Consider the following 24,997-nt stretch of genomic DNA (forward strand, 5'->3'; position numbering starts at 1 on the left):
AATAGAAACATGGCAGAAGAATCAGAAAAAAAGCCAGGATTTGTAGTACATAAAAAGGCACAGGCTCCTCAGCCGGCAGCATCAGCTCCAGCCGCTCCGGAAAAGAAGCGTGTTGTAGTTGTAAGAAAAAATACAGCTCAGAATGCGGGGCAGGATGCTTCAAAAAATGACGGAGCTAAAAAGAGCCCTGTTAAGGTTGTCGTAAAGAAAGCTGAAGGTCAGGCACCTGCTCAGGCAGAAAAGCCTGCAAAGCCAGCTCCACAGGCAGCCGCACCGGCAACTGAGGCTGCAAAGCCTGCAGCTGGTCAGGCTCCACAGCGCCCGCGCACATTTGAACTTAATCAGGCTCGTCCTAACGTAAAAGCCGGAAATCTTTCTGACCACGGTCGTCAGAATAACCGCGGAGGATATAACCGCAGTGGTAACGGTCAGGGCGGCTACAATAATTATAACCGCGGCGGTCAGAGTGGCCAGGGTGGCTATAATCGTGGTGGTAACAGCGGACAGGGCGGCTTTAACGGCGCTCAGGCTCGTCAGAGCTATCAGAACCGCGAGCGCGATAACCGCGAAGGTGGTCAGGGCTTTAACCGCGGCGGACAGGGCGGCTTCAACAGAGGCGGTCAGGGCGGCCAGGGTGGCTTTAATCGCGGCGGACAGGGCGGTTTCAACCGTAACGGACCTCAGGGAGGCCAGGGCGGCTTCAGACCTCGTCCAATGGGCGGCGGTATGGCAGCGGCTCCTCTTCCTGTTGACCAGCGTTCACAGGGTAAAAAGGCCGCATACAAAGGTAAAAAACAGGTTTATAACCGCAAGGACGAAGAGCAGTACGATGATAACCTCTTTGAACAGAAGAAGAAGGTTGAAACTCCTGCAAGCGTAGTTCCAAAAGAAATTGAAATTATGGAAACTGTTTCAGTTTCTGACCTTGCACGCAAAATGAACCTTAAGGCAAGCGAAGTTATCGGTAAGCTCATGGGCATGGGTGTAATGGTTACTATTACTCAGTCAATTGACCATGAAACTGCAGAGCTTCTTGCTGCTGAATACGGCTGCGAAGTTAAACTTGTAAGCCTTTATGATGAAACTGTAATCGAAAGTGATAAGGATGACGGTGTAGAACTTCTTCCTCGTCCTCCAATTGTTACCGTTATGGGACACGTTGACCACGGTAAAACAAAGACTCTGGATGCTATCCGCCATGCAAACGTTGCAGCTGGCGAAGCCGGTGGTATTACTCAGTCTATTGGTGCTTATTCAGTTACTACAGAAAAAGGAAAGATTACCTTCCTTGATACACCAGGTCACGAAGCATTTACTATGATGCGTGCCCGCGGTGCTCAGGTAACAGATATCGTAGTTCTTGTAGTAGCTGCAGATGATGGTGTTATGCCTCAGACTCTGGAAGCTATTGCTCACGCAAAAGATGCAAAGGTTCCTATTATTGTTGCAGTAAACAAGGTTGATAAGCCGGAAGCTAATCCGGACCGCGTTAAAACTCAGCTTTCTGAACTTGGTCTTACTCCTGAAGAATGGGGTGGAGACACACAGTATGTTCATATTTCTGCCCTTAAGAAAGAAGGTATTGATGATTTGCTTGATGCAATTCTCCTGCAGGCAGAAATGCTTGAACTTAAGGCTAACTTTGAATGCCGCGCAGAAGGTAAGATTCTTGAATCCCGCGTAGATCAGGGACGTGGTGTTGTTTCTACTGTAATCGTACAGCGCGGTTGCCTCAAACAGGGTGATCCATTCGTTGCCGGAATCTATTCTGGTCGTGTTCGTGCCATGTTTGATGACCGCGGAAAGCGTATTCAGGAAGCAGGTCCTTCTATTCCGGTTGAAGTTCTTGGTATGGAAGAAATGCCGAATGCTGGTGATCCTTTCCAGGTTACTGAAAGCGAAAAAGACGCACGCGCAATTTCAGCTAAACGTCAGGAACTTAAACGCTTTGAAGCTGCCAAGGCAGTTAAAAAGACAACACTTGATACTCTTTACAAGGATATTGAAAACAGCGAAGTTAAAGAACTCAAAGTTATCATTAAGGCTGACCTGCAGGGGTCTGCAGAAGCTCTTAAGGCATCTTTGGAAAAACTTTCAACCCGCGAAATCCGTCTTTCAGTTATCCATTCAAGTGCCGGTGCAATCAACGAATCGGATGTTACACTTGCATCTGCTGATGAAAATGCAATCATCATCGGATTTAATGTTCGTCCTACTCCAAAGGCAAAAACTCTTGCTGAACAGGAACAGGTTGAAATCCGTAAGTACAATATCATCTACAAGTGTGTTGAAGAAATTCAGGCCGCTATGGAAGGTATGCTGCAGCCAGATACAAAAGAAGAAACAATCGGTATGGTTGAAGTTCGCAACACATTCCGCGTTCCAAAGGTCGGCGTAATTGCCGGTTGTATGGTTTCGGAAGGTATTGTTCGCCGTACTTCAAGTGTTCATCTTGTTCGTGATGGAATCGTTAAGTTTACAGGTAAGATTACTTCCCTCAAACGCTTTAAGGACGACGCAAAAGAAGTCAGCACAGGCTATGAGTGTGGTATCGGTCTTGAAAACTGGCAGGACATCATGGTTGGCGATAAGCTGGAAATCTTTGAAATTGTAGAAGTTGCTAAGAAACTTGGAAAGACTCTTGCCGAAGAAGAGGCAGAGGCTGCTAAGCAAGGCGCTTCTGAAGCAGATAAAGAAGGAGAAAATTCATAATGGGACAGTATCGTTTACAGCGATTGAACGACCAGCTCCGTGATGAAATTTCCACATTAATTTTGCGCGGAGAAATTAAAGATCCCCGCGTAAATACATTCCTCAGCATAAACAGGGTTGAAGTAACAAACGACCTTGCTTATGCCAAGGTTTACGTTTCTACATTTTTACCGGACGGTCAGCTTAAAAAAGGCGTTGACGGTCTGAATTCTGCAGCCGGTTTTATTCAGCGTGAAATTGCCGGAAAACTCAGAATCCGCCAGTTCCCTCATCTTCAGTTTAAGATTGATGAAGGAATGAAGGCAGGCTTTAAGATGGTTCAGAAATTGAATCAGCTTGAAGCAGAGTCTAAGGCTCGTGAGGCTGATCAAGCCCCTGAAGAAGCTGGAACTTCTGATGCAGAATAATGACGGAATTGTACTCCTGGCAAAAGGGCCGGGAGTAACATCTTTTTCATCCCTTAATAACGTAAAAAAATCTCTTCACACGACTAAAGTTGGTCACACAGGAACCCTTGACTCTTTTGCTCAGGGGCTCCTTGTTGTATGCACCGGTAAAATGACAAAGCTTGTAAGCCACATTACAGAATTTGATAAGTCTTATTCTGCTGTAATTAAATTCGGCGAAGAAACTGATACGCTGGAATTTACCGGGAATGTGGTGAAGAAGGCGGGACTGCCTACGCTGGAGGCACTTAAAGATGCTCTGGGGCACTTTACCGGCGAGTTATTACAGGCGCCGCCTGCCTACAGCGCAGTGCACGTAGACGGCCACAGAGCCAGTGACCTTGCCCGCCGTGGAATTGAAGTTGAAATCCCCAAGCGAAAAATCAACGTATTCAGCGCAGAGCTCAAGGAAGTGGAATTGGCGGCGGGCACTGATAACGTCCTCTACGCCCGAGTTGACTTCTCCGTTTCTAAGGGAACTTACATCCGCTGTCTTGCCCGTGATATAGCTGATGCCTGCGGCTCTACAGGGCATCTTGTAGGTTTACTTCGTACAAAAGTGGGAAACTTCACTCTAAACGACGCCGCAGGCCTTTCCCTGCTGGAAGACTTTTCTATTGCTTCTGCAAAAAAGACTGCAGCTGACTTCCTTAAAATAGAGGCTGAAAAAACTGTAACACCCCCAGAAACTCAGTCAAAAAAGCAAAAAACTCCCTACATCCCCACAGAAGAAGACCTTCTTATTCAAAAAGAAATCCAGTTTAAAATGCAGACTTTCTCAGAAGAAACTTCTCTTTTATGCGGCTTTAATAACATTCACTTAAAAATGGTAGAAAGACTTGCAGACTTCAAGAACGGTAAGAAGCTTTTTCATTCAGATTTTGATGAGGCTATTAATGCTGAAGACAAAAAAGACCTGGCTGTCTTTTACAAGGGAACTTTCTGCGGCCTTCTGGAATCCGGCAGCAATAAAAAACTCTACTACAAGTTTGTCGCTTTGTAATTAAGCCCTTATCAAAAGTCTGTTAGGAATCTGTTCTTCTTTTTGTGCCTGATTTTTCGTAATAATCGTTTTTCATCTTATACATAAACTCATCTGCTTTTGAAACAAGGCCTTCAAAGGTAGGATTATCATAATCGCAGGCAGAAGAATAACCGTATGAAACTGCAATAGTCTTAATCTTATCGTTGTGCCAGTTTTCAATAAGCGAATCAAAGTAGAAGAGTCGCTTTTTAAGCACATCGCGGCTTGATTTAAGTACAACAAGGAATTCGTCTCCACCCATACGGCAGCGAAGCATAGCGTCGTAGAAGACCTTTTTCAGAATGTCTGTTACGCCAATAATATATTCATCACCGGCGCTGTGTCCGAACTTATCGTTTATTGTCTTTAATCCGTTCAAATCAAAGTAAACAACGTGGAAATCATCTGTAAGAGTTGTGTTGCCGATATGCTTTTTGAAAACTGAGTAAGCGCGGCGGTTGTCCATTTTTGTAAGCTGGTCTGTAAAGGCATATTTTTCAGCTTCTCTGAGGGCTGCCTGCTTTTTAATCATCTTTACAAATCTTACTACAGAAACTTCAATCTGCATCAGACAGTAAATAAAGAAGGCTACAACAGCAAAGAGGAAGTAATTTCCGTCGCGGTTGTAATTGTAAAGGATAATTACTACCAGAGTGAAGCTAGCAAAAAGAATGTTGCCGATGTTTAAGAAAAGCTTTTCTGATGTTTCAAATTTATGCAGGTTTACAATACTCATTATGATTGTATAAAGGATTTCTGTTCCAAAAATCAGGTGAGTAAAAATAATCAATTCATTCAGGTCTTTAATTCCCAGAATAAAGATAAGGGTCTGAATTACAATATTGAGCTGAGACAAAATCGAAATGATTTTGATTACGATGTTTTCGCCGTATAAAGAAGTAAGGTAGCCCGCAAAGGCAACTGCCATAAGAAGCAGGGCTGCAAATACAAGGACACCGTCAAGCAGCAGGTTGTCCGTAAAAAGCGAAAGAATATGTGAATCGCAGATACTCCAGATTGAAGTAAGGATAGAAATACCGGCCAGATAAAAGAGGCTTTGTGAAAGAGAAGTAATGCGCTGTTTGTTTCCAAAGTAACTTAAAAGGAAGAATACAAAAGATCCGAAGCTACAGATTATCAGAAGGAGGGAAGTAACAAAAAGAAGAATGTTTTCCTTCAGATACTGAATCATGTATGAAGAACGCGAAGAAAGTACAATTTCTGAAAGCGAAGATTTTGCAATTTTTGACTGCTGCAGCTGGATAGAAATTTCAATTTCCTTATTGCTGAATTCCTTTGAAAGCGGAATATGGCAGCGGGTCTTACCGATTGTAGTTTTTATTCCCGCTACAGTTGCAACGTCGGAAGCGTAAATAAAATCGCCGTCAATTTTTGCAGTAAGGGTTTCATAGCGGCAGCGGATAAGCAGCATGGAAGTTGAGTTTAATTCCGGCAGTCTTGCTGTGATCTTAAAATCGCCCAGAGAATCCTTGGAAGAATAGGGCAGAACCAGAGTCTGATTATCATATTCAGCAGAAGTGATTTTCCATTCAAGATACTGGGTATCGTTTACGTCAGTTATTTTTTTGAAGGTGTTGTCTTTAATATGGAAAAAAGAATAAAAAATAAATAGCAAAAAAGCGCCGATAAAAAAACGCCATAAGTATTTTGTGATTTTTGGTAATGTCAGAATATAAAATTGTATAAATGTGTTCACCATTAAATAATATCACATTTTTGAATTAGGTGAAATCTTTTTTAAATAAAAAAAAAGCACTCATTTAAGAGTGCTTTTGAAGTGGGCAGTGAGAGGATCGAACTCCCGACATTCTGGGTGTAAACCAGACGCTCGTACCAGCTGAGCTAACTGCCCGATTTGTTTTTGCAAGCTGCTGTATCGCTGCTTGATGTTTATATATTATACAATCGCAGAAATTTAGTCAACAGGTTTTGCAAAAAAAATTAAAAATTTTTTAAAAATTGCAAAATTGATTAATGACTAGAAAATAGAACTGTGTTAAAATATTTTACGCTCAAAAATGAAAAAATGTCTGTTTTCAGCTCTATTTCTGATTTCTCTTCTATTTAATTCCTGTTCCGACGGGGCTTTAGACGGAAGCCTTGCTTCTGAAAATTCTGAGCTGGAAACAATAAAGAGCCGGGTTGCCAGAATTGAAAAGGAAACTGAATGGGCAGATGAACTTGAAAAAGACAGGCTTTTTACAGACCTTACTTCCCAAAAAGAAAACTCCATAATAATTACGACCGACATTGAGGGGCTTTACCCTTCTTTTTCTGATTTCGGTTCTCTTGATATTTCTTCGCTTGAATACAAGTTCCAGGCTTCTGCAGAGGAAATCTGTAATACTCTGACCTCTTTTAATGAAGAAAAGCTTTATTCTTACTTTTTGTCTAATTACCGCTTTAATTACGTATTTTTTGCCCAGGAGCTTAGAAAAGGCTGGAAAAACGAATTCGGACAGAAGTTCCCGGAGCTCCAGGCTGAAAAAGATTTTAAGCTTTTTGACCGCTTTATTTTAGGCCAGGCTTTTACTTCAGACAATCTTATTCAGATTCCGGCCAGATTTTATTGTAATATGGGATTTGTTGATGTAACATTATATATGAGCACTACTCAGGAAAAGTCGCTTTATAAAATAAAAATCGTAAGGTGGGAGAAAAATGTCTGATTCAACATTGACTGGAATTGAGCGCGAACTTGTAGTTCAGTATCTGATAGACGGAAACGTTCCTGTTACAATCACTCCTCTTGAGGACGAGTCTTCTGATTCAGATGAAGAAATCCGTCCTGTAAATTCACAGATTTTTCCTGTTGCCATTAAGGGCGAAAATATCACTGTAAAAAAGAACGGAACTATAATTCTTGAAAATCCCGGAGCTTCAGTAAAAGATTTTTTGAATAAGGATGTAAAGGTAGAGTTTTATTTCAACCGGGTAGGGCTTTATTTTAATTCTAAGGTAAGCTGCAAAAAGGATGTATATTCTGTTTCCATTCCGGACGTAATTTACCGTATTCAGGATGTTATAGAAGAAAAGCATTATGATTTCAGCGCCCTTTTATACTACGAATGCAAAACAGGCCGCGAACTCAATATGACCTGCGTGCCATGGGAGCACACAGAGCTTTTAACCCGTCCTGTGTGGAAGTCCATTCCCCTTGAAAATCAGAAAAAGGCAAAATCTCTTCTGGAAAATTATGTTGCCCAGGCCAAGCTTGAAAAAAATGCCGGAAACGGAATCCAGCTTATCCCGGTATGTAATTATCTGACTTTTGAAAATCCTGTAAAAATTGAATCGCTTCAGGACAGAATTAAGCCTCTGAAGGTTCTTTATGTGGATCACCAGCGCCTGGTTCTTGGTCTGGACACTATTAATTATACTTTTGTTCAGAATGATGAATATGGAATAAAGCTTTCTTTTTCGCTCAAATCTGGCCCAATTATGACCCGTGATATTTTTGTTACTGCCGTAATAAATAAGATTTACCGCTCGGAAACTCAGGGTGACAACAGAATCTGCGTAGACTGCCGCTATACGACAATTCAGGAAGAAGATATCCGCTTTATTTACGAAAAAGCGACAAAAACCCTATTTATTTAATTAAAACTCTTTACTGAAAGTCCCGCTTTGTCTGTTTTGGGTCATTTCCCAGAAGAATTGCAAATGGATGCAGGTAAGAAATATTTTCGCAGATAATTTTGATGATTACAGTCATTGGAATAGCTATAATCATTCCCACAGTTCCCCAGATATAGGCCCAGACAGTCAGGCTTACGATAATCACAAAAGGAGAAAGTCCCAGGTTTTTTCCCTGAACGCGTGGTTCAATAATATTTCCCAGCATAAAGTTTACAAAAACTATCAGCGTGAAAATTACAAAAACCTTAGGATAGTTAGGGTAGAACTGAACCAGAGCAAACATGGTTGTTAAGCCGCATGAGAAAATTGAACCGAAGGTCGGGATAAAATTCATCGTAAAGGCTAAAACGCCCCACAAAACGGCAAAGTCCATCCCGAAGCAAATGGCAACCAAGAATACGAGAAAGCCTGTTGCCAGGGAAATGGCAGTTTTAATAGAAAGATAATGAACGATTTCCATGATAATGCGGCGGATAACGCGTAAAATCTTTCCTTTTGCACGGTCTGCAAAGGCGTAGCTGATTTTGCGGTTTGTCATTCTGTATTCAATCAAAATAAAGAGAGAAAAAATCAAAACAAGAAAGATGTTTTTTCCCGAAGCAACAATGCCGCTTGAAAGTGTAAATACAATTCCCTGAATGTATTCGCGCACCTTCAAATGCTGCCAGATGTTTCCGGCCAGGCTCATTTCCTCGTCAAAGCGGAAATCGAAGTTTTCTGCAAGGATTTTGTAAATGTGAAGGAACTTGCTTTCGTACTTAGGATATTCCGAAACGATTGAGGTGACGCTTGAAATCAAAAGCGAAGAAACTCCAAGCAGTATGAAAAAAAGGAAAAAAGTAATAAGAATTGCAAGAATTGTCCATGGAATCTTAAATTTGTAATTGATTTTCTGGATAATCGGTGCAAAAACGCAGGCAATGAGGGCTGCTGTAATTACCGGCAGAAATACGGAAGCAAGGATTTTGAAAAGAAAACCTGTCAGCACTGCAAAACTTGCAAGGAGAATGTAATAGATTTTTCTCTGATAATCGCTTTCTTCCATATTTACCTGCCGGAGCGGGCGTTAACAGCCCTATTATTTATTTTGTTTTTGGCATAATTTTTTCAAAACCACAGAATGGCACCAGCACCTCAGGAATTGTAACAGAACCGTCGGCATTCTGGTAGTTTTCAAGGATTGCAAGCATAGCACGGCCAACGGCAATTGCAGTACCGTTTAATGTGTGAACGTACTTGTTCTTTCCGTCATCATCCTTGTATTTGATGTTAAGGCGGCGGGCCTGGTAGTCTGTACAGTTAGAAGTAGAAGTAACTTCACCGTATTCACCACCGTTGCGGCCAGGCATCCATGCTTCAAGGTCCCACTTGCGGTAAGCTGGAGCACCAAGATCACCAGTACAGGTATCAACAACGTGGAATGGAATACCAAGACCTTCAAAAATCTCCTCTTCAATCAGGCGGAGTTTTTCGTGGAGTTCATCACTCTGCTCTGGAGTAGAGTAAACAAACATTTCTACCTTGTCGAACTGGTGAACGCGGTAAAGTCCCTTAGAGAACTGACCAGCGGCACCTGCTTCGCGGCGGAAACAGTGTGAAAGTCCACCGTACAAAAGCGGCAGGCTTGCCTTATCAAGAATTTCATCCTTGTGGTAACCGCCCAAAGTAATTTCTGCAGTTGCAACAAGACAAGTGCCTTCTTCCTCAATAGAGTATACGTTAGATTCGTTTCCGCGTGGATTAAATCCGATTCCCTTAAGAACTTCTTCCTTAGCAACATCCGGAGTGATAAAAAGCTTGAATCCGTGCTTGCGGAGAATGTTCAAAGCATACATAATCAATGCCTGCTCAAGGAATACAGCGTCGTTTTTCAAGTAGTAGAATTTTGGACCAGAAACCTTAGTTCCGCGGTCAAAATCGATGATGTCCAGTTCTTCACCAAGCTGTACGTGATCTTTTGGTTCAAAGTCAAACTTGCGTGGAGTTCCAACCTTTTTTACTTCAAGGTTTTCTGTATCAAGTTTTCCAACCGGTGCATCAGGGTGAACCATGTTAGGAAGCTGGCGTGCAGCCTCCTCAAGTTTTTCTTCAATTGCTTTTGATTCGCTTTCTACGTCTGCAATTTCAGCCTTAATCTCTTTTCCGGCTTCAATAAGTTTTGCGCGGGCGTCGTTATCAAGCTTCTGCTTCATAGCCTGAGCGTTTTCGTTACGTTTCTGCTGCAAAGCCTGAAGTTTTGTAACAAGGGCAGTGCGTTTGTCGTAAAGTTCAACAACGATATCTGCATCAGCCTTCATGTTGCGGTTGATGATGTTCTGTTTTACAGCTTCAAGATTGTCTTTAATAAATTTATAGTCAAGCATTTTAATCCTTCTTTTTGGGTAAGCCCCAATTTATTTATTCAATAGTATACTTAATTGTTACGTTTGAAGTAATATCCAGTTTTCCCGGTTCAATAGTTGTTTCTGCCATAGAGTTTGCAGCCTTTGCAAGCATTACGCCATCGTTTCTTGAAGTAGAAGTGTAGTTTTCTGAGATTTCAAGAACATTTCCAACCTTGCAGCCGCTAGCTCCTGCCAGAAGGTTTGCCGCATCCTGAGCATCCTTGATTGCAAGAGTACGTGCCTGACGCAAAGCTGTAGAGCGGTCAGAAACCATATATTCAAAATCAGTTACACCGTTAGCGCCCACATTCTGTTTTACGGCAGCATCAATAACCTTTCCTGTAAGTTCAGGATTTCTGATGATTACAGAAATTGTGTTGCGGACTGTGTACTGTCCAGGGTAAGCCTGAGAGTTATCCTGAGTGATTTTGTAATCGCTTGTAAAAATATCATCATCTGCAAGACCGGCTGCCTTAATTGCCGCAATTGCATTGTTTGTGTTGATTGCATTGCGCTCAACTGTCTGAGAAACATTCCAGCCCGACGAACGGACGATGAATTTTACCGAAACTAAATCTGGAGAAACCGAAACGGTTCCGCTTCCAGAAACTGTTATGACGCGAGGTGCTTCTGCCGGTTTGTTGATAGTACAGGATGTAAGCGAAAGTGCCAGAACCGACGCTGCTGCTAAAACGATTTTTTTCATAATCTAACCCCTTATCTTCCCTGAAGATAAAATCTTTTTAAATATATTATGCGCTTATTTGCCTTATCCCAGAATTTGCTTGCCGGGTAGTTTTTTGTAAGCGTTGTATACGAATTAATTGCCCCGCTGATGTCCTGAATGTCAGACTTTGCTTCCAGAATCTGCCCCTGAACATACAAGGCTTCATCCCGGCTGTCGCTTGAGCCGCCAAGATATTCATTTATGTTTTTCAAAGCTTCAGAATATTTTTTTTCTGTAAGCTGAGTCTTCGCAAGCGTTAAAAGTTTGCTCAAATCCTTCTGACTTTTTTCATTAGAAGATAGTGTGGAGTCACCGTTTGCGGCATTATCTGACGCGGAAGGTAATGCTTGACGGCTTGCTTCTGCATTGCCGCCACCATTTTCTGTCTTCTGGCTAGACTTGCTGACCGGTTTTGGTTCTTCAAGCAGTTCTACATCATCGTTAGAATCATCATATTCTACAATTGCAGGTGACACTTCAACAGTTTTTTCAGCAAGCTTTAATACAGGGCGCTTAGCTCTTACAGGCATTTTGAAGGCAGGTGCTTCAATGTGAGTTGCGCTGCTTCCGCGTTCTGTCTGCACAATTACTTCTATATAATCATCAATAATCTGACCGCTTACAGCGTCGTTTTTATAAAAATGTAGTATTTTCCTTCCCGGCTGACGGGCCTGCAAAGAAAAGTTTGTGTTTTCTGTTCCAAGCTGTCTTCCAAAGTACATTATGTTCTTAGAGTTATCTGTGGCGCCCATGTAAATCCAGCCCTTACCAGGGTAGCTTACATCAAGGTATTCTGTAACCTTCATTGTTACCGAGCGGGAAGGGGTGATTGAGCTGCCGTTTGTTGTGGCAGTGTCGTCTTCCAGGTCTGCTGCGTCATCTTCCAGGGCGTCGGCGTCACTTTCACTGCCGTCAGCAGTTGCAAGGGCTTCGTCTGCGGTAAGAATGCCTTCTCCCGCGGTGCCTGAGTCTGTTGTGCCGTCTGCCTGGGCGGAAGTTTCATTGCCGGCCTGCGCACCTTCTCCAGTGCTGTCTGTACCATCCGATTGTGTCTGGGCTTCTGCGTCTGCCGCTGCCTTTTCTGCGTTAGTGCCGTCAGCGCTTTCTCCGTCAGTATTCAGCAGGGCGGCTTCATCTTCTGCATTTTCAGCGTCACTTATATTTTCATCATCAAGTTCTGGAAGTTCATCAAGCTGGTCAGCTTCTACAAACTCAACTTCGTCATCTGCAAGTTCGCTTTCTTCTTCCGGAGGTAAATCTGTAATTTCTGGCTCTTCAATATCAGAAAGTTCTGCTTCAGAGGCTGGCGCATTTGTATCAGCATCCTGACTGGCTTCCGGTTTTGAGGCACAAGAGAAAAATAGCAGTGTTGAAAGAGCTGTAAAGGTGAGAAAAAGTTTTTTCATGGTGCTGCCTCCAGTATATCATTTACAATTTTGTCGTTAGAAAAGCTCAGTGATTCTACTTCTTTTTCAGAAGGAACTGTGAACCACTCTTCTGACTCTTCTTTTGTCCATCTGTCTTTTGCCGGACGTGAAATATTATAGTCTTTTGGAAGTTTTGGTCCGTCCGGAATTACGGGAGTTTCCGTTCCCATAACTGTAGTTTCAGGAATGCCCTTGTTCTTGTCTTTTTTGCCGCTTCCGCCTGCAATAATGAAAATCAAAAGAATAAGGCAGATTAAAATTGCAAAAATCATTCCCAGTATGGCAAAAAAGAGCGTCTTATTTGTTTCCATTAAGTCGCGGGCTTTTTCGCCTATGCTTTCTGTGACTTCTGTAATCTTTTCCTTTACTGACTCAAATATTGAACCAAAATCCATACAGCTTATTCAGTTTCCTTCTGTTCTGTATCACTTTCATTTTCATGGCGATGTTTTTCCGGGCGTGGAGGGAGTACAACTCCTTCTTCATCCGGAACATCTTCGTCCACAAAGTCTTCGCTTGAACGGTCAATTTCTGCCCCGGTCTTAATGTCTTCATCAAGACGAAGCTGAATTGTCTTACTTACGCCGGATTCCTCCATTGTAATACCAAGCATTGTAGAAGCACCCATTACGGTCTTCTTGTTATGTGTAATTACGATGTACTGACTGATGTTTGCAAAGCTTTCCAAAGTTGTTACAAAGCTTGAAACGTTCTTGTCGTCCAAAGCAGCATCAATCTCGTCCAAAAGACAGAATGGGCTAGGGCGAACCTGATATGTTGCAAAGAGAAGGGCAACTGCAGTCATTGTCTTTTCACCACCCGAAAGCAGGGCGATGTTTTCAAGGTTCTTTCCAGGCGGCTGAGCGTAAATATCAATACCGGAAGTAAGGATATTTGCAGGATCCGCAAGCTTAAGCTCTGCTCGTCCACCGTTAAAGAGGCGGCGGAACATATTGTGGAAATTCTTTTTAATCTTATTGTAGGTATCAAGGAACATTTCGGCAGATTTTGATTTAATCTCTTCCGAAACGATGATAAGGTTTTCAAGGCTCTTTTTAGTATCGATGTAGTTTGAGTTCTGGCGCTCGTAGCGGTCTTTTACTTCCGCAAATTCTTCCGGCGCCATAAGGTTTACGGTTCCAAGCGAGTTGAAGGCCTTTTTTGCTTCTGTAAGTTTTTCACGAAGGTCAGCTGACGATGTATTGATTTTATACATGCGCTCTTCGTAAGCCATAAGGTCGCGGCTGTACTGATCCTGGAAGTTCTGTTTTACGTTACGGATGTCGTTATCGGCAGAGTTCAGGCTCAAAGTAAGGCGTTCGTACTGTTCCTGATAGCGGCGTTCATCTTCGCGCTTTTTATCAAGAGTACCGGTTTTACCCGAAACTGATTTGTCGCACTTGGTAATTTCTTCATCCAGCTTTGCCATTTCTTTTGCAAGCTTTTCACCGCGGTATTCAATTTCGGCAAGTTCATCCTGAATGCCGTTGATTTTTTCGTTGAGTTCTTCCTGACGCTTTGTTTCTGTAAAAATATCGTCTTCAACTTCGCGAAGGCGGTTTTTCTGCTCTGCAAAAGTGCGTTCAAGGTTGTTAATCTGATTCTTAGCGGAGTTAATCTGCTCCTGCATCTGAATTTCATTAATCTTGAGCTTATGAAGAGTGTCTTCATACTCGTTGATTTTTGCAACAAGTTCTGAGTTTTCAGAATGAAGGTCTGTAATCTGGGAATTGATTTTTTCTACAGCGGCAATATTTTCGTTGATTTTTGAATCAATGCCGCGTTTTTTAGTCATTACACCTTCAGGACTCAGGAATTCTGTGATGAAGGCAGGAGAAGCGTTAAGATATTTAGAAAGGGCATCTTCCAAAGCCGCAATCTGGCTTTCTGCTTCTGCAAAGGCATCGCTTGCTTCGCGTACAGTTTTAGAAGATTCTTCTGCGCTGTGATTCTGGCTTGCAAAGTCTGTAAATACGTTTTTACGGCCTGTTACAAAAACCTTAAGCTTACCAAGGGCTGTATCAAGCTCTTCCTTGGCGTTTCTCATTGCGTTTTCGCTGAAGCCTGCAGACTTAAGCTTGTCATCAAGCATTTTAACGATGTCTTCTGTAATGGAAGCAAGTTCGTTCTGAAGTGCTTTGCGTTCTGCTTCAAATTCTGCGATTTTTTCGCGGAGTTCGTCTGCCTTTAAGTCATTGTCATTAATCTGAGCGCGGCTTTTTGTTACATTATCTTCTATTGATTTAATGTTTGCGCGGGCATTTTCAAGATTTTTTGTCTTTGAATGAAGCTCAGCGTTCTGCTCGTCAATTTCTTCCTGAGTGTTATCAAGCTGTTCGCTGATGGCGCGTTTACGTCCGTCAAGGTTATTGATTTTTTCCTTGATTTCGATAGCCTGCTTGTTGAAGTTAGAAATCAAGTCCAGCTTACCGTTCTTTTCTGTACCGATTTTAATAAGTTCAGCCTGCTTTGCATAAAGTTCATCCTGCAAAGCCTTAGACTTTTCGCGGTTTTCAGAAATTGTATTGTTGATTTCATCGATTTCTTTTCTTACGGCATCGCGTTTCTGTTCAACAACCTTCAGTTCATCCTGATGGCGTGCCTTGTCCTGAACAAAGTTTTTAAGGCGGAGAAGGGTAATATCAAGTTCGTAATCAAAAATTTCGTCTTTGTACTTACGGTATTTGATTGTCTTTTCAGACTGAATTTTCAATGAATCATACTGGCGTTTTATTTCGCCAAGGGCAATTTCAATCTGAGTGAGGTTCTGGCGTGTACGTTCAAGTTCGCGTTCTGCTTCAGCAACTTCTGCCTTACTTCGGCTGATTCCGGCTGCCTCTTCAAAAAGATAGCGGCGGTCTTCCGGCTTGCTTGAAAGAATCTGATCGATTTTACCCTGTTCCATAACAGAGTAGGCTGCCTTACCAACACCAGTGTCCATAAAAAGACGGCGGATTTCTGTAGGACCCGCAGGGCGTCTGTTAATAAAATATTCCTGATCGCCGGAACGGTAAAGACGGCGGGTAATTGCAATTTCATCTTCATCAAGAGGGAGTAATCCCTTGTCGTTACAGAGTGTTAAAGTTACTTCGGCAGCATTAAGCTTCTGGCGGCGTTCTGTTCCGTTAAAAATAACGTCTTCCATCTTTTCTGCACGAAGATTTTTTGAGCGGTTTTCTGCCAGTACCCATTTAATGGCATCTACTACGTTTGATTTTCCACAACCGTTAGGGCCAAGCAGGGCAGTAATACCTTCTGCAAAATCTATATGAGTTTTATCAGCAAAAGATTTGAATCCGTATATATCAAGACTTTTTAAAAACACAAAATTCTCCAAAAAATAGTCATAATATTATAATGAATTTACAAAAGATTAGCCACAGATAGGACACAGATATACACAGATATTTTTAGGAGCGGATAGTATGGATGATTTCCAAAAAGATAATTCTGTTTAATGTTTTTCGACCCTGTCATAAATTACCCTCCCAGAATTGGGAGGGCAATTCATTTCTGATATTATAAAACCAGTTCTTCCTGTTTCATTTTTTTATAATGCTTATACTGTTCTTTCCAGTGTTTTTGTAAGACTTTATTAATGCGGTCGGCATGACCATTTTCAATCATTCGTTTTTTACAGGCTTTTGGATGCATCCTCTCTACATCAACTAAATTACTTTCACAGCAGCTGATAAATTCCTTGAATGAATTGGCTAATTTTGATTTTCTATATCCGCGTTCATGATTGCAAAAATAAATCTGTCCAAAATCTTCTTCCAAAAATCCTATTGCAAAATAGTTTCCAAAAACATCAGAACCAATTGGAAGCCAGCCTTTTTCCTTAAAATCAAAATATTCAAATTGCTGGTCAATGGATTCTTCAGTTTTAATTCCATACAAATATCTCAGGACTTCTTTTCTTCTTCCTTTTGAGAATGTTGTATCGGGAGTTTCTCCGCCATTGTATTTAATTAAAAAATCACGATACTCTGCTTCTAATTTGACATCAAATTTTTCTTCAAACTGTTTTACAAGTTTTTCGCTTCCTTTTCCATATTTTGCAATTAACATGGTACTCTCCTAATTTTATAAGTTGTATAAAAGTTTCATAGCTATATTATAGTGAATCTATATAAGCCTGATCTCTTAACCATTTCAGCAAAAAATCTATGGCTTCACTTTCTGTCTTGAAATTCCATTTCAGGAATTCACTGGCTCTTTCATCGGTCTCAAATACAATATATTTGCCGTCCTCCTGATAGTAACCATAGGCAAATACATCATTATGAGGTTTTTGAAAAAGCAGATTGAAATGTAATCCTTCTTTTTTTAAGGTCTTCAAAAATTCTTCTTTTGTCATAGTTTTTTATATCTAAATTCTTTTAGCTTTGTATATCCTACTGTTTTCCCGTCTCAAACTTTTGAACAAGCTCAATATTATATTTATCAGTTTCCGTCAGCAAGTCGTCGCTGTAGGTCGGATTCCTTTCGTACCATGTATAACATTCCCAAAGCGACTGCAAGTCCACACTCTTAAAAGTGCGGCCGTGGCGGGCGTAGATGGCATTTCGCATCAGGCGGAGCTGGGATTTGTCTAAATCTTTTAAGTCTGCTTCTGACAGTTTTGAATCCAGCATGGAAAATTTTAAACCGTTGTAGGCAAAGTAGTCATGAGGGCAGGAGGCATTTTTTAGCTGGTCTGGAGTTACATTTTCGTCGAGTATGTAACGCCGTTCATTTTTGTTCCAGTAAAAGAAATTTAATTTCTGCTTATAATCATTGCCCTCATAAAAATATTTTTTTAAGAGAATGCCCCGCTTTTGATTAACGATACAAAACTGAACATAATCTTCAAAATCAGTGACAATATTGGCAATACGATTTTTCGTCCAATTTATCTGTGATGCATGATATGGTTTTATTAAATCTGAAGAAAAATCCTGATAAACAAACAGATTATATATTCCACAATAAATTTCTTCTTCACCAAAATATGACAAAATATCTAAGCTTTCATCATAATCAAAATCTGCAAAGAAACTTGTAGCTTTTGTTTCTGCACAATATTTATTCTGCTGCTTTGGTTTATTATTTTTAATCCCATCATATTGGTAAGAATAAAATGATTCTATTTTCTTTCCATCTGTATAAAATGTTATTACAAGAAAATTGTTTCCCTGCTTTGATAGACGAGAATCCTTGTAGTTAATAAAATACAATTCATCCGATAATTTTCCACTGCATAAATACGTCAAATTATTTTCATTTTCAATTTCATGATTTTTAAATTCGATAGATGTTTCAATAAACTTTCTAAAATCTTTATCATCTTTTGTTTCAGAAAACAGAAGCGTTACAAAAAGGATACTTAATGGAAGAATAAATAGTTTCTTTTTCATTTTTCATCCCTTTATTGTTTTTCAAATCTTTGTATTAATTCAATATTATATTTATCAATATCAGTTAGCAAAGAATCGCTGTAGGCCGGGTTTCTTTCATACCATGTGTAACAATCCCAAAGCGACTGCAAGTCCACGCTTTTGAAAGTGTGGCCGTGGCGGGCGTAGATGGCGTTTCGCATCAGGCGGAGCTGGGATTTGTCCAAATCTTTTAAATCCGCTTCAGTGAGTTTTGAATCCAGCATGGAAAATTTTAAACCGTTGTAGGCAAAGTAGTCTTTCGGGCAGGAGGGATTTTTTAGCTGGTCTTGAGTTACAGACCTGTCGAGCAAATAACACTTCTGATTTTTATCCCAGTAAAAGAATGAATAGGATGAGTCATCTCCGTTTTTTACATCCATCATGTATTCCTGAAAAGTTTCCCATGCATCACAATCCTGATAAACTTTTCCAATCGTGTAAACGCAGATGCCACGCTTGCCGTTTACAATGCAGAATTTCACATCATCAAGAGAAATATAAAATTCAGATTGTACGCGGGGATTTTTTCCTGTGTAATAATATTCACCGCCGTCTGTATTATTGGCAACAATTTTTAAGCCTGGAAAAATCAGCTTGAAATATCCGGCTGACCACATATCTTCAATATCATCTAATTTTCTGATTGTAATATGATTGTAGCCGTTATAGCCCTTGTAAAAAGCGACAGAAAGCTCCATGTAATCCAGATTTTCATCAAATGAAAAATCTCCGATTAAACAACTTGTTTCAGGAATATGATAAATATATTTTGGAATATTTGTCTCAGTTTTTTTTGATTTTCGAATATCATAATCAAATAAATTTTTTCCGTCAGAAACATATGTGTATATGCAGTTGTAGCCTACATCCAGAATTCCGATGCTGTAAGTCTCATTAAGAGGATGAATTTCTATATCTTCAGCATCCCATCTGTTGTTATATCCGTTCATGTTTTTTTGTGAAATTATCCGCCTGAATTTTGAATCATCAAGTGAATAAACAGCCGAGCAAAAACAAATCAGAAGCAATGTAAGAACTTTTCTTTTCATATTTTATATCTATTTTAATAAAGATTTGTCGTAATTTACAAGACTGTAATTTTTAGTTTATTATTGTAGTAAAAGTGTCGGAGGAAAAATAATATGAAAAAAAACATTTTATATGCCGGAATCATTTTTGCTTTTATCGCGCTATTTGCCGGCTGCAAAGAAAAAGCCGAAATTTCTGTGGCTGGATTAAAAATCAATACAGGATATGACAATACTCCAAAACTTTTTAAGACTCTGCCGGATGGCGAAGAAATTGGAAAGCTGGAAGCTGAAACAGAATATACGATTGTAAAATCAGATGCCACTGGAGAAACTCTCCATATCAGAAATGAAGATAAGAGTGTAGACGGCTGGGTTTACACAAATGAGGTTATTGTAGATAAAGAAGTTTATCTCCGCTACTTAAAACTCCTGCTTGAAGGAAACAAAACTGCTTATAATCTGGTACACAGCGTTGATGAAAATGCCCTTACCTTTGAAGAAAAGATGGAAGCTCTTCAGTTTATCATTGATTTTATAGGAAAAGATAAGTTTAAAGACTTTCATTTCCCGTGTGAAAACGGAGATGCTATTGACATGGCTTTCAGGTATACTTCACCATCCTGGGATACCGAACTTTCTGATCATACAACAAATCAAATTCATTTACTGGCAGATTGTGCCAACATAACTTTCCTTGACTGGTATTATGCTTATGCTTCATCGCTTTATCAGTTCTTTCTAAAAGACAGTCAGGGGCTGACCTGCGAAATGAGGGCAATTAAAGCTCAGAATTATGATGCCGTTCAGTATTATTTTCAAAAAGGCTTTCTGGAATATTATTATAAGCATAAATATAACACATTTGATTCCATGAAAGTCGCTGAACTTATAGCTACAGACAAAGATGATGAAGGACATGACCTTAATTATTATCTTTCTGAATGCACTGATGAAAATATCAAAAAGTTTGTAACTACAATGCGTTTTTCCATTCCTGATATTTTTAATAATGGCAGTAATATAATTGAAAATAAAAAAAATGACACCATCTTTGATTTGATTAACCTTCTATACGCGCCTCTTCCTTATACAGCTTACAATAATCAGGACGAGAAGTTTGCCTATGTTTATCTGGAAGACGATAACTGGGAAAAAGACTATGAGTCAAATTTAAATCTTCGAAGCGAAGCTGACACAGATTCAAAAGTTGTAGGCAGGCTCCCGTTTGGAACAAAAGTAGATATTCTTGATGTTAGCAGCGAAAAATCAGAAGTAGGAGAAATTAAAGATTACTGGTATAAAGTTTCTGCAAACGGCAAAGAAGGCTGGTGTTTTGGTTCCTTCCTTGTTGTGCCGGTAAATTATGAAGATTTGGACAATTATCAGACGGCGATTTCTGAATATGAAGATGAAATACTTTCTGAGCGCCTGACACAAAACAGACGCAAATTTAAATGGCTTTATCAGTATAATTTTGAAAAAAGATGTTATTACACTGTCATGAAAGAAGCTAAGGTTTATACAGACAGCGAGAATTTCTTTATTGTAAAACCATTTGAAGAAGTAATGGTTCTTCAGAAAATTAAAACTGAAGATCAGGATTATTTCTATGATTACGGAGACTTGGACAGCAACTTCCCTTGCGATTTTTACAACCGTTACAATTATTATCTTGTCCTTGTCGATGATAAAGTGGGAATTATAGGCGGATCAGCCCTTGCTCATTGCAAAATGGATGTGCATATTGAAGCTTTTTCAGGTTCAGAACCGGATTTTGATATATATTATACTTATCTTGTAGATGAAGACTACTATAGTTATGGCGTTACAAGGCTTTACGCTGATTTATATGAAGCAAACCCAGAGTCTCACACCATTAGAAAGCTTAAGTATGGAAAACTTAGAGGTATGGAGCTTACTCTTAGCCCTGTTGACTGGGATATAATAGAAAATATGGAAACGCTTAGTGTCGATATAAGTTCATACCGTGAGTTTACAACAAATTACACAAGTCTTGAAACTAATAAAAAAGAACTTAGATCATACTATTCTATAGTTTTTAATGTATCTGACTTCCATAATGACAGGGCTACAGAAAAATACATTGTTTTCACTGTAAACAAGAAGTATGGCATTGCATATGAAGGGGCAAGTTTTGCAAAAGATTATTCTAATGATTATAACAGCTCTCAGGGTGTTTATGGATATTTCACTTCTGAAGAAGGTCAAATGCCGGAAGTTACCTTTGGATATTATGGTTCCTATAAAGACTATGATGATGAATCATACGAGTACCATCGATTTGTAAATGGTGTAATGGATCCGGTTGATTTCTTCTTTACCTTCGGCGAAGAAGAGTCTTGTCCATACTTGCCGGAATGGTAAAAAGAATTTTTCTTCCTAAACTCCAATTTCCTTAATAACGCCGATAAGTTCCTGAACTGTAGTATTCCAGTTAAACTTGCCGGCCTGAACAAGGCCCAGGTCTACCATGCGGATTCTAAGTTCTTTATCTTCTATGATTCTCTGCATTGAAGAAGCAATTTCTTCAGGCTTGTCGGAATTAAAATAGAGTGGGGCATGACCGCCAACTTCTTTAAGGGCGCCGGATTTAGAACACAAAACCGGGATTCCGCAGGCCATGGCTTCAAGAACAGGAAGTCCGATTCCTTCATTTACAGCCGGGAAAATGCAGGCTTCAGCGCCGGTGTACAAAGTGGCAAAGCTTTCGTGAGGGAAAAAGCCTGTAAGGAAAATGTCCGAGGCAAATTCGCTTTTAAAAACAGCGTCGTGGATTTCTTTAGAAAAGTCACCGTCTTCGCCAGCCAGAACAAGGCGGTGAGGAAGTCCTGTGTTTTTCTTGAAAATCTCAAAGGCCTTGATAAGCTCCAGGTGCTTTTTATTTTTATCAGAAAGTTTTGAGCCGTAAATAAAGTAAGGGCGTTTAATAGAAAAAGGACTTACTTCAACAGCTTCTTCATCATCAATGGGTTTCGGGAAGAAGATCTTATGGTCAATTCCGTTGTAAATTACGCGGATTTTTTCTTCCGGGATTCCAAGCTTTGTTAAATCCTTTTTAATGTATTCAGTTCCTGCAATAATCAGCTTTACCTTTGAAAGACCGTGCTTCAAAAGCTTTTTGTGGATAAAGTTCATCTTTTCAATAGAAGAAGAAAGAACTGTGTTTACCAGCGCGATTCCGTTCTTAATGAAAGTGAAGGGGAAAACCTTTGAAACTGCAGGGTAAATTACCAGGTCATAGGCATTCATCATCACAAAGAATTTAATTCCGCTTCTGTGATGCCATGACTGCTCTGCCTTTGGATTGTCTGCAATATTTACAGCCTGATAGCTGAATCCATTATTTGAAGTAAATGTAAAACGGTCTGTTTCTGAGCCAAAAAGTTCGAACTGTATGTCTTTATCTGTTGACGGAAGATTTGAAGTCAAATAAAAAAGACAGGAACCAAGTCCCGATCTTCCGTGGTCACAGCCGAACGTATCGATGCCAACTTTAATCATTCTTCTATTCTATCATTTTTTGCCTCTGTATGCTATATTTTAGGAGTATGAAAAACGCATTCACTTTATTATCAGAAAATCTTAATCAGAAGCTGGCAGGCCTTGGAATTAAAGAGCCTACTGCCGTTCAGAACGAAATTATTCCCCGCATTTTGGAAAAAAAGAATGTGATTTTTCAGTCAGAAACTGGAACTGGAAAAACCTTTGCATACCTTTTGCCCCTTATTCAGAACTATGATGAAGGAGAAGGCACGTCTTGCGACGTGCGCAATAACGAAAATTGCAATGCACCTTTAGGTGCTGGTGCGGCGCGGAATACCGCCGATGGTGTTAAGATTTTAATAGCCGCACCAACTTTTGAATTGGCTTCACAGATTAATCAGGCCGCTAAGCAGATTACAGAAAAGAAAACGGCTCTCTTCATCGGCGGCGCCCCGATAAAACGCCAGATAGAAACCTTGAAGGAAAAGCCTTTTCTGGTAATCGGAACTCCGGCCCGCCTGGTAGAACTTATCCGCCTTAAAAAGCTTAAAATCAGCGCTCTTAAGGCAATTGTTTTTGATGAAACTGACCGCCTTGTACGCAAGGAACTTTTTGAAGAATCTGATGCCCTCCGACTTTTGGTTCCAAAAGAAACTCAGGTTATTGCCTGCACTGCAACCTTGAATAAGCAGACAAAAATCTTTTTTGCAGGCATTGAAAATGTCGTTCTTCCTGCAGAAGACGTTCTTCGCAAGCGCATTACTCACTGGGCAATTTATGCAGAAAACCGCGATAAAATTGAAACACTTCGTAAGTTTATTGCAGCCTGCGATTTCCAGAAGATTTTGATTTTTACAAGCAGGGCAGACCAGGTAGAAAATATTTATTCAAAGCTTAAGTTCAAGAAGGTTGACTGCATGGCTTTGCACGCCAAGGCAGACAAGCAGCTTCGTAAAGCCGCTATCGACAAGTTTAGAAGCGGGAAGTGTAAGATTTTAATTACAAGTGACCTTGCAGCCCGCGGTCTTGATATTGCAAATATTTCTCACGTTGTTCAGATGGATTTACCGGAAGATGAGGATTTCTTTATCCACCGCAGCGGCCGTACAGCCCGCGCCGGAAAATCTGGAATAAACGTAGTTATTGGTGATGAATACGAAATGCGAAAATACGCCGCCCTGGAAAAGAAGCTTGGAATTGTAGTTTATCCTAAGGAAATCTACGACGGAAAGATTATCTCTCCTAAAATGGACTAGCCACAGATGGGACACAGATAAACACAGATGATATAAAAAAAAGCGATGAAGTTTTAATCTTTCATCGCTTTTTATCTGTGTAAATCTGTGTGTATCTGTGGCTATTTTTCTAAGCCGACTCAATCTGATTTGACTGTTTATTAATCAGCTTCATCACATCCTGTTCTTTCTGTAAAACTACATCTTTTGTAATCTTAACAGATTTCTTACCTTCAATATCAGGAACTTCAAACATGATGTCCATAAGCATCTTTTCTACGATTGTACGAAGTCCGCGCGCACCTGTTTTCTGGCGGATAGCTTCGGCGGCAATTTCCTTGATTGCGTCGTCTTCAAATGAAAGATCAACGTCATCAATCTTAAAGCTTGCCTGGAACTGCTTTGTGATGGCATTTTTAGGCTCTGTAAGAACAGAAACAAGATCATCCTGTGTGAGCTCTTTAAGGGCACATGTAATAGGCATACGACCGATAAGTTCAGGAATAAGTCCGAATTTTACAAGGTCGTCCGGTGTTACCTGTGAAAGAAGCTTCATCTTCTGACTTTCGTCCATCTGTCCGATGTTTGAACCAAAGCCCATAGAATGAGCGTAAACACGCTGTTCAACAATCTTATCAAGACCAACAAAGGCACCGCCAAGAATAAAGAGGATGTTTGTTGTATCAATCTGAAGCATTTCCTGGTTAGGATGCTTTCTTCCGCCCTGAGGTGGAACGCTTGCAACTGTACCTTCGATAATCTTCAAAAGTGCCTGCTGAACACCTTCACCGCTTACATCGCGGGTAATAGATGTGTTTTCAGACTTGCGGGCAATCTTATCAATTTCATCAATAAAGATGATTCCGCGTTCTGCAGCTTCAATGTTTCCGTCTGCAGCATTAATCAGTTTAAGAAGAACGTTTTCTACGTCTTCACCAACATAACCTGCTTCTGTAAGGGTTGTGGCGTCGGCAATGGCAAATGGAACCTTAAGCTTCTGAGCAAGTGTTTTTGCAAGAAGAGTTTTTCCGCTTCCTGTTGGTCCAATCAAAAGAACGTTTGATTTTTCAATTTTAACGGCATTTTCTTCTGTCTGAAGAGCCTGTGCCGAAGACATTCTCTTGTAGTGGTTGTAAACGGCAACAGAAAGAACTTTTTTTGCGTCATCCTGGCCAACAACATACTGGTCAAGGTAAGCTTTAAATTCTTTAGGAGTAGGAACGTTATCCAGTTCAATTGGAAGAACGTCAGCTGCCTGCTGTTCAAGAATTCCTGCGCAGATTGCAACACACTTGTCACAGATAAAAGAGTTTCCAGAAGGTCCGGAAATCAATTTTCTGTCTTTACCGGCTGTGCTGCCGCAGAAAAAACAATATTTATCGTTAGGTGTACTAAAAAGACCCATCGCTTATCTCCACTTATAGATT

The 24,997-nt window shown here is 40.3% G+C and carries 20 protein-coding genes and 1 tRNA gene; 7 read left to right on the plus strand and 14 right to left on the minus strand.

Annotated elements, in window-relative coordinates; translation table 11 throughout:
- Nucleotides 1-9 precede the first annotated feature (9 nt).
- From infB to truB, 3 genes are read left to right on the plus strand one after another with little or no spacing between them, the layout of a single operon-like run.
- A complete protein-coding gene (infB, locus tag T530_RS0100645; RefSeq protein ID WP_027727341.1) occupies nt 10-2,712 on the plus strand; it encodes a translation initiation factor IF-2 in 2,703 nt (900 codons plus the stop codon).
- Nucleotides 2,712-3,119 carry a 30S ribosome-binding factor RbfA gene (rbfA, locus tag T530_RS0100650; protein ID WP_027727342.1) on the plus strand — a complete coding sequence of 136 codons (408 nt, stop codon included), beginning with the start codon at nt 2,712-2,714 and terminating at the stop codon, nt 3,117-3,119. The genes infB and rbfA overlap by 1 nt, the downstream gene beginning before the upstream one ends.
- Nucleotides 3,109-4,161, plus strand: coding sequence for a tRNA pseudouridine(55) synthase TruB (truB, locus tag T530_RS14510; RefSeq protein ID WP_051537700.1), 1,053 nt, complete (start codon nt 3,109-3,111; stop codon nt 4,159-4,161). The genes rbfA and truB overlap by 11 nt, the downstream gene beginning before the upstream one ends.
- 22 nt (nt 4,162-4,183) lie before the next feature.
- On the opposite strand, the gene T530_RS0100660 is transcribed toward truB, so the two are convergent.
- Together T530_RS0100660 and T530_RS0100665 are read right to left on the minus strand one after the other, a co-directional pair.
- Nucleotides 4,184-5,818 (minus strand): GGDEF domain-containing protein, encoded by a 1,635-nt coding sequence (locus tag T530_RS0100660; protein WP_038073213.1) that lies wholly within the window; start codon nt 5,816-5,818, stop codon nt 4,184-4,186.
- Nucleotides 5,819-5,981: 163 nt separating this feature from the next.
- Nucleotides 5,982-6,055 (minus strand) — tRNA-Val (locus T530_RS0100665).
- A gap of 166 nt (nt 6,056-6,221) precedes the next feature.
- Between T530_RS0100665 and T530_RS0100670 the strand changes: the two genes are divergently transcribed.
- Nucleotides 6,222-6,872: a hypothetical protein gene (locus T530_RS0100670; protein ID WP_027727344.1), complete on the plus strand. Its 651-nt coding sequence runs from the start codon at nt 6,222-6,224 to the stop codon at nt 6,870-6,872.
- On the plus strand, nt 6,865-7,803 hold the full coding sequence (locus tag T530_RS0100675) for a hypothetical protein (RefSeq protein WP_027727345.1): 939 nt from the start codon (nt 6,865-6,867) through the stop codon (nt 7,801-7,803). Before T530_RS0100670 ends, T530_RS0100675 begins: the two co-directional genes overlap by 8 nt.
- Nucleotides 7,804-7,813: 10 nt before the next feature.
- On the opposite strand, the gene T530_RS13165 is transcribed toward T530_RS0100675, so the two are convergent.
- From T530_RS13165 to T530_RS0100725, 10 genes are all read right to left on the minus strand, one after another.
- Nucleotides 7,814-8,887: an AI-2E family transporter gene (locus tag T530_RS13165; RefSeq protein ID WP_038073216.1), complete on the minus strand. Its 1,074-nt coding sequence runs from the start codon at nt 8,885-8,887 to the stop codon at nt 7,814-7,816.
- 37 nt (nt 8,888-8,924) lie between these two features.
- On the minus strand, nt 8,925-10,205 hold the full coding sequence (serS, locus tag T530_RS0100685) for a serine--tRNA ligase (protein WP_027727346.1): 1,281 nt from the start codon (nt 10,203-10,205) through the stop codon (nt 8,925-8,927).
- 34 nt (nt 10,206-10,239) lie between these two features.
- Nucleotides 10,240-10,932, minus strand: a complete 693-nt coding sequence (locus T530_RS0100690; protein ID WP_027727347.1) for an SIMPL domain-containing protein — start codon at nt 10,930-10,932, stop codon at nt 10,240-10,242.
- 11 nt (nt 10,933-10,943) lie between these two features.
- Nucleotides 10,944-12,359 (minus strand): outer membrane protein assembly factor BamD, encoded by a 1,416-nt coding sequence (bamD, locus tag T530_RS0100695; RefSeq protein WP_027727348.1) that lies wholly within the window; start codon nt 12,357-12,359, stop codon nt 10,944-10,946.
- Nucleotides 12,356-12,775 (minus strand): hypothetical protein, encoded by a 420-nt coding sequence (locus tag T530_RS0100700; RefSeq protein ID WP_027727349.1) that lies wholly within the window; start codon nt 12,773-12,775, stop codon nt 12,356-12,358. The genes bamD and T530_RS0100700 overlap by 4 nt, the downstream gene beginning before the upstream one ends.
- A gap of 5 nt (nt 12,776-12,780) precedes the next feature.
- Nucleotides 12,781-15,705, minus strand: a complete 2,925-nt coding sequence (locus T530_RS0100705) for a chromosome segregation SMC family protein (RefSeq protein WP_027727350.1) — start codon at nt 15,703-15,705, stop codon at nt 12,781-12,783.
- A gap of 194 nt (nt 15,706-15,899) precedes the next feature.
- Complete coding sequence (locus T530_RS0100710) at nt 15,900-16,451, minus strand: SMI1/KNR4 family protein (RefSeq protein ID WP_027727351.1); 552 nt, start codon at nt 16,449-16,451, stop codon at nt 15,900-15,902.
- A 46-nt stretch (nt 16,452-16,497) separates the two neighbouring features.
- On the minus strand, nt 16,498-16,740 hold the full coding sequence (locus tag T530_RS0100715; protein WP_027727352.1) for an Imm59 family immunity protein: 243 nt from the start codon (nt 16,738-16,740) through the stop codon (nt 16,498-16,500).
- 37 nt (nt 16,741-16,777) lie between these two features.
- A complete protein-coding gene (locus T530_RS0100720) occupies nt 16,778-17,779 on the minus strand; it encodes a YARHG domain-containing protein (RefSeq protein WP_027727353.1) in 1,002 nt (333 codons plus the stop codon).
- Between the two features lie 11 nt (nt 17,780-17,790).
- Entirely contained in the window at nt 17,791-18,849 is a 1,059-nt protein-coding gene (locus tag T530_RS0100725) for a YARHG domain-containing protein (protein ID WP_027727354.1), read from the minus strand.
- Between the two features lie 93 nt (nt 18,850-18,942).
- On the opposite strand from T530_RS0100725, the gene T530_RS0100730 reads away from it, so the two are divergent.
- Nucleotides 18,943-21,216: an SH3 domain-containing protein gene (locus T530_RS0100730; RefSeq protein ID WP_027727355.1), complete on the plus strand. Its 2,274-nt coding sequence runs from the start codon at nt 18,943-18,945 to the stop codon at nt 21,214-21,216.
- A 15-nt stretch (nt 21,217-21,231) separates the two neighbouring features.
- Here the strand turns inward: T530_RS0100730 and T530_RS0100735 are convergent, their stop codons facing one another.
- Entirely contained in the window at nt 21,232-22,353 is a 1,122-nt protein-coding gene (locus T530_RS0100735; protein ID WP_051537702.1) for a glycosyltransferase family 1 protein, read from the minus strand.
- Between the two features lie 47 nt (nt 22,354-22,400).
- Between T530_RS0100735 and T530_RS0100740 the strand changes: the two genes are divergently transcribed.
- Complete coding sequence (locus T530_RS0100740; RefSeq protein ID WP_038073223.1) at nt 22,401-23,591, plus strand: DEAD/DEAH box helicase; 1,191 nt, start codon at nt 22,401-22,403, stop codon at nt 23,589-23,591.
- Nucleotides 23,592-23,700: 109 nt separating this feature from the next.
- On the opposite strand, the gene clpX is transcribed toward T530_RS0100740, so the two are convergent.
- The gene (gene clpX, locus T530_RS0100745; RefSeq protein ID WP_027727358.1) at nt 23,701-24,975 is read right to left on the minus strand and encodes an ATP-dependent Clp protease ATP-binding subunit ClpX; all 1,275 of its coding nucleotides are present in this window, start codon (nt 24,973-24,975) and stop codon (nt 23,701-23,703) included.
- Nucleotides 24,976-24,997: the final 22 nt, after the last annotated feature.

Origin of the sequence: Treponema sp. C6A8 (genome assembly GCF_000619925.1) — a bacterium.
In the GTDB taxonomy this organism is placed as follows: domain Bacteria; phylum Spirochaetota; class Spirochaetia; order Treponematales; family Treponemataceae; genus Treponema_D.

Coding starts and splice junctions, on each gene's coding strand:
- infB (WP_027727341.1), top strand. CDS start 10: ATGGCAGAAGAATCAGAAAAAAAGCCAGGATTTGTAGTACATAAAAAG.
- rbfA (WP_027727342.1), top strand. CDS start 2,712: ATGGGACAGTATCGTTTACAGCGATTGAACGACCAGCTCCGTGATGAA.
- truB (WP_051537700.1), top strand. CDS start 3,109: ATGCAGAATAATGACGGAATTGTACTCCTGGCAAAAGGGCCGGGAGTA.
- T530_RS0100670 (WP_027727344.1), top strand. CDS start 6,222: ATGAAAAAATGTCTGTTTTCAGCTCTATTTCTGATTTCTCTTCTATTT.
- T530_RS0100675 (WP_027727345.1), top strand. CDS start 6,865: ATGTCTGATTCAACATTGACTGGAATTGAGCGCGAACTTGTAGTTCAG.
- T530_RS13165 (WP_038073216.1), bottom strand. CDS start 8,887: ATGGAAGAAAGCGATTATCAGAGAAAAATCTATTACATTCTCCTTGCA.
- serS (WP_027727346.1), bottom strand. CDS start 10,205: ATGCTTGACTATAAATTTATTAAAGACAATCTTGAAGCTGTAAAACAG.
- T530_RS0100690 (WP_027727347.1), bottom strand. CDS start 10,932: ATGAAAAAAATCGTTTTAGCAGCAGCGTCGGTTCTGGCACTTTCGCTT.
- bamD (WP_027727348.1), bottom strand. CDS start 12,359: ATGAAAAAACTTTTTCTCACCTTTACAGCTCTTTCAACACTGCTATTT.
- T530_RS0100700 (WP_027727349.1), bottom strand. CDS start 12,775: ATGGATTTTGGTTCAATATTTGAGTCAGTAAAGGAAAAGATTACAGAA.
- T530_RS0100710 (WP_027727351.1), bottom strand. CDS start 16,451: ATGTTAATTGCAAAATATGGAAAAGGAAGCGAAAAACTTGTAAAACAG.
- T530_RS0100715 (WP_027727352.1), bottom strand. CDS start 16,740: ATGACAAAAGAAGAATTTTTGAAGACCTTAAAAAAAGAAGGATTACAT.
- T530_RS0100720 (WP_027727353.1), bottom strand. CDS start 17,779: ATGAAAAAGAAACTATTTATTCTTCCATTAAGTATCCTTTTTGTAACG.
- T530_RS0100725 (WP_027727354.1), bottom strand. CDS start 18,849: ATGAAAAGAAAAGTTCTTACATTGCTTCTGATTTGTTTTTGCTCGGCT.
- T530_RS0100730 (WP_027727355.1), top strand. CDS start 18,943: ATGAAAAAAAACATTTTATATGCCGGAATCATTTTTGCTTTTATCGCG.
- T530_RS0100735 (WP_051537702.1), bottom strand. CDS start 22,353: ATGATTAAAGTTGGCATCGATACGTTCGGCTGTGACCACGGAAGATCG.
- T530_RS0100740 (WP_038073223.1), top strand. CDS start 22,401: ATGAAAAACGCATTCACTTTATTATCAGAAAATCTTAATCAGAAGCTG.
- clpX (WP_027727358.1), bottom strand. CDS start 24,975: ATGGGTCTTTTTAGTACACCTAACGATAAATATTGTTTTTTCTGCGGC.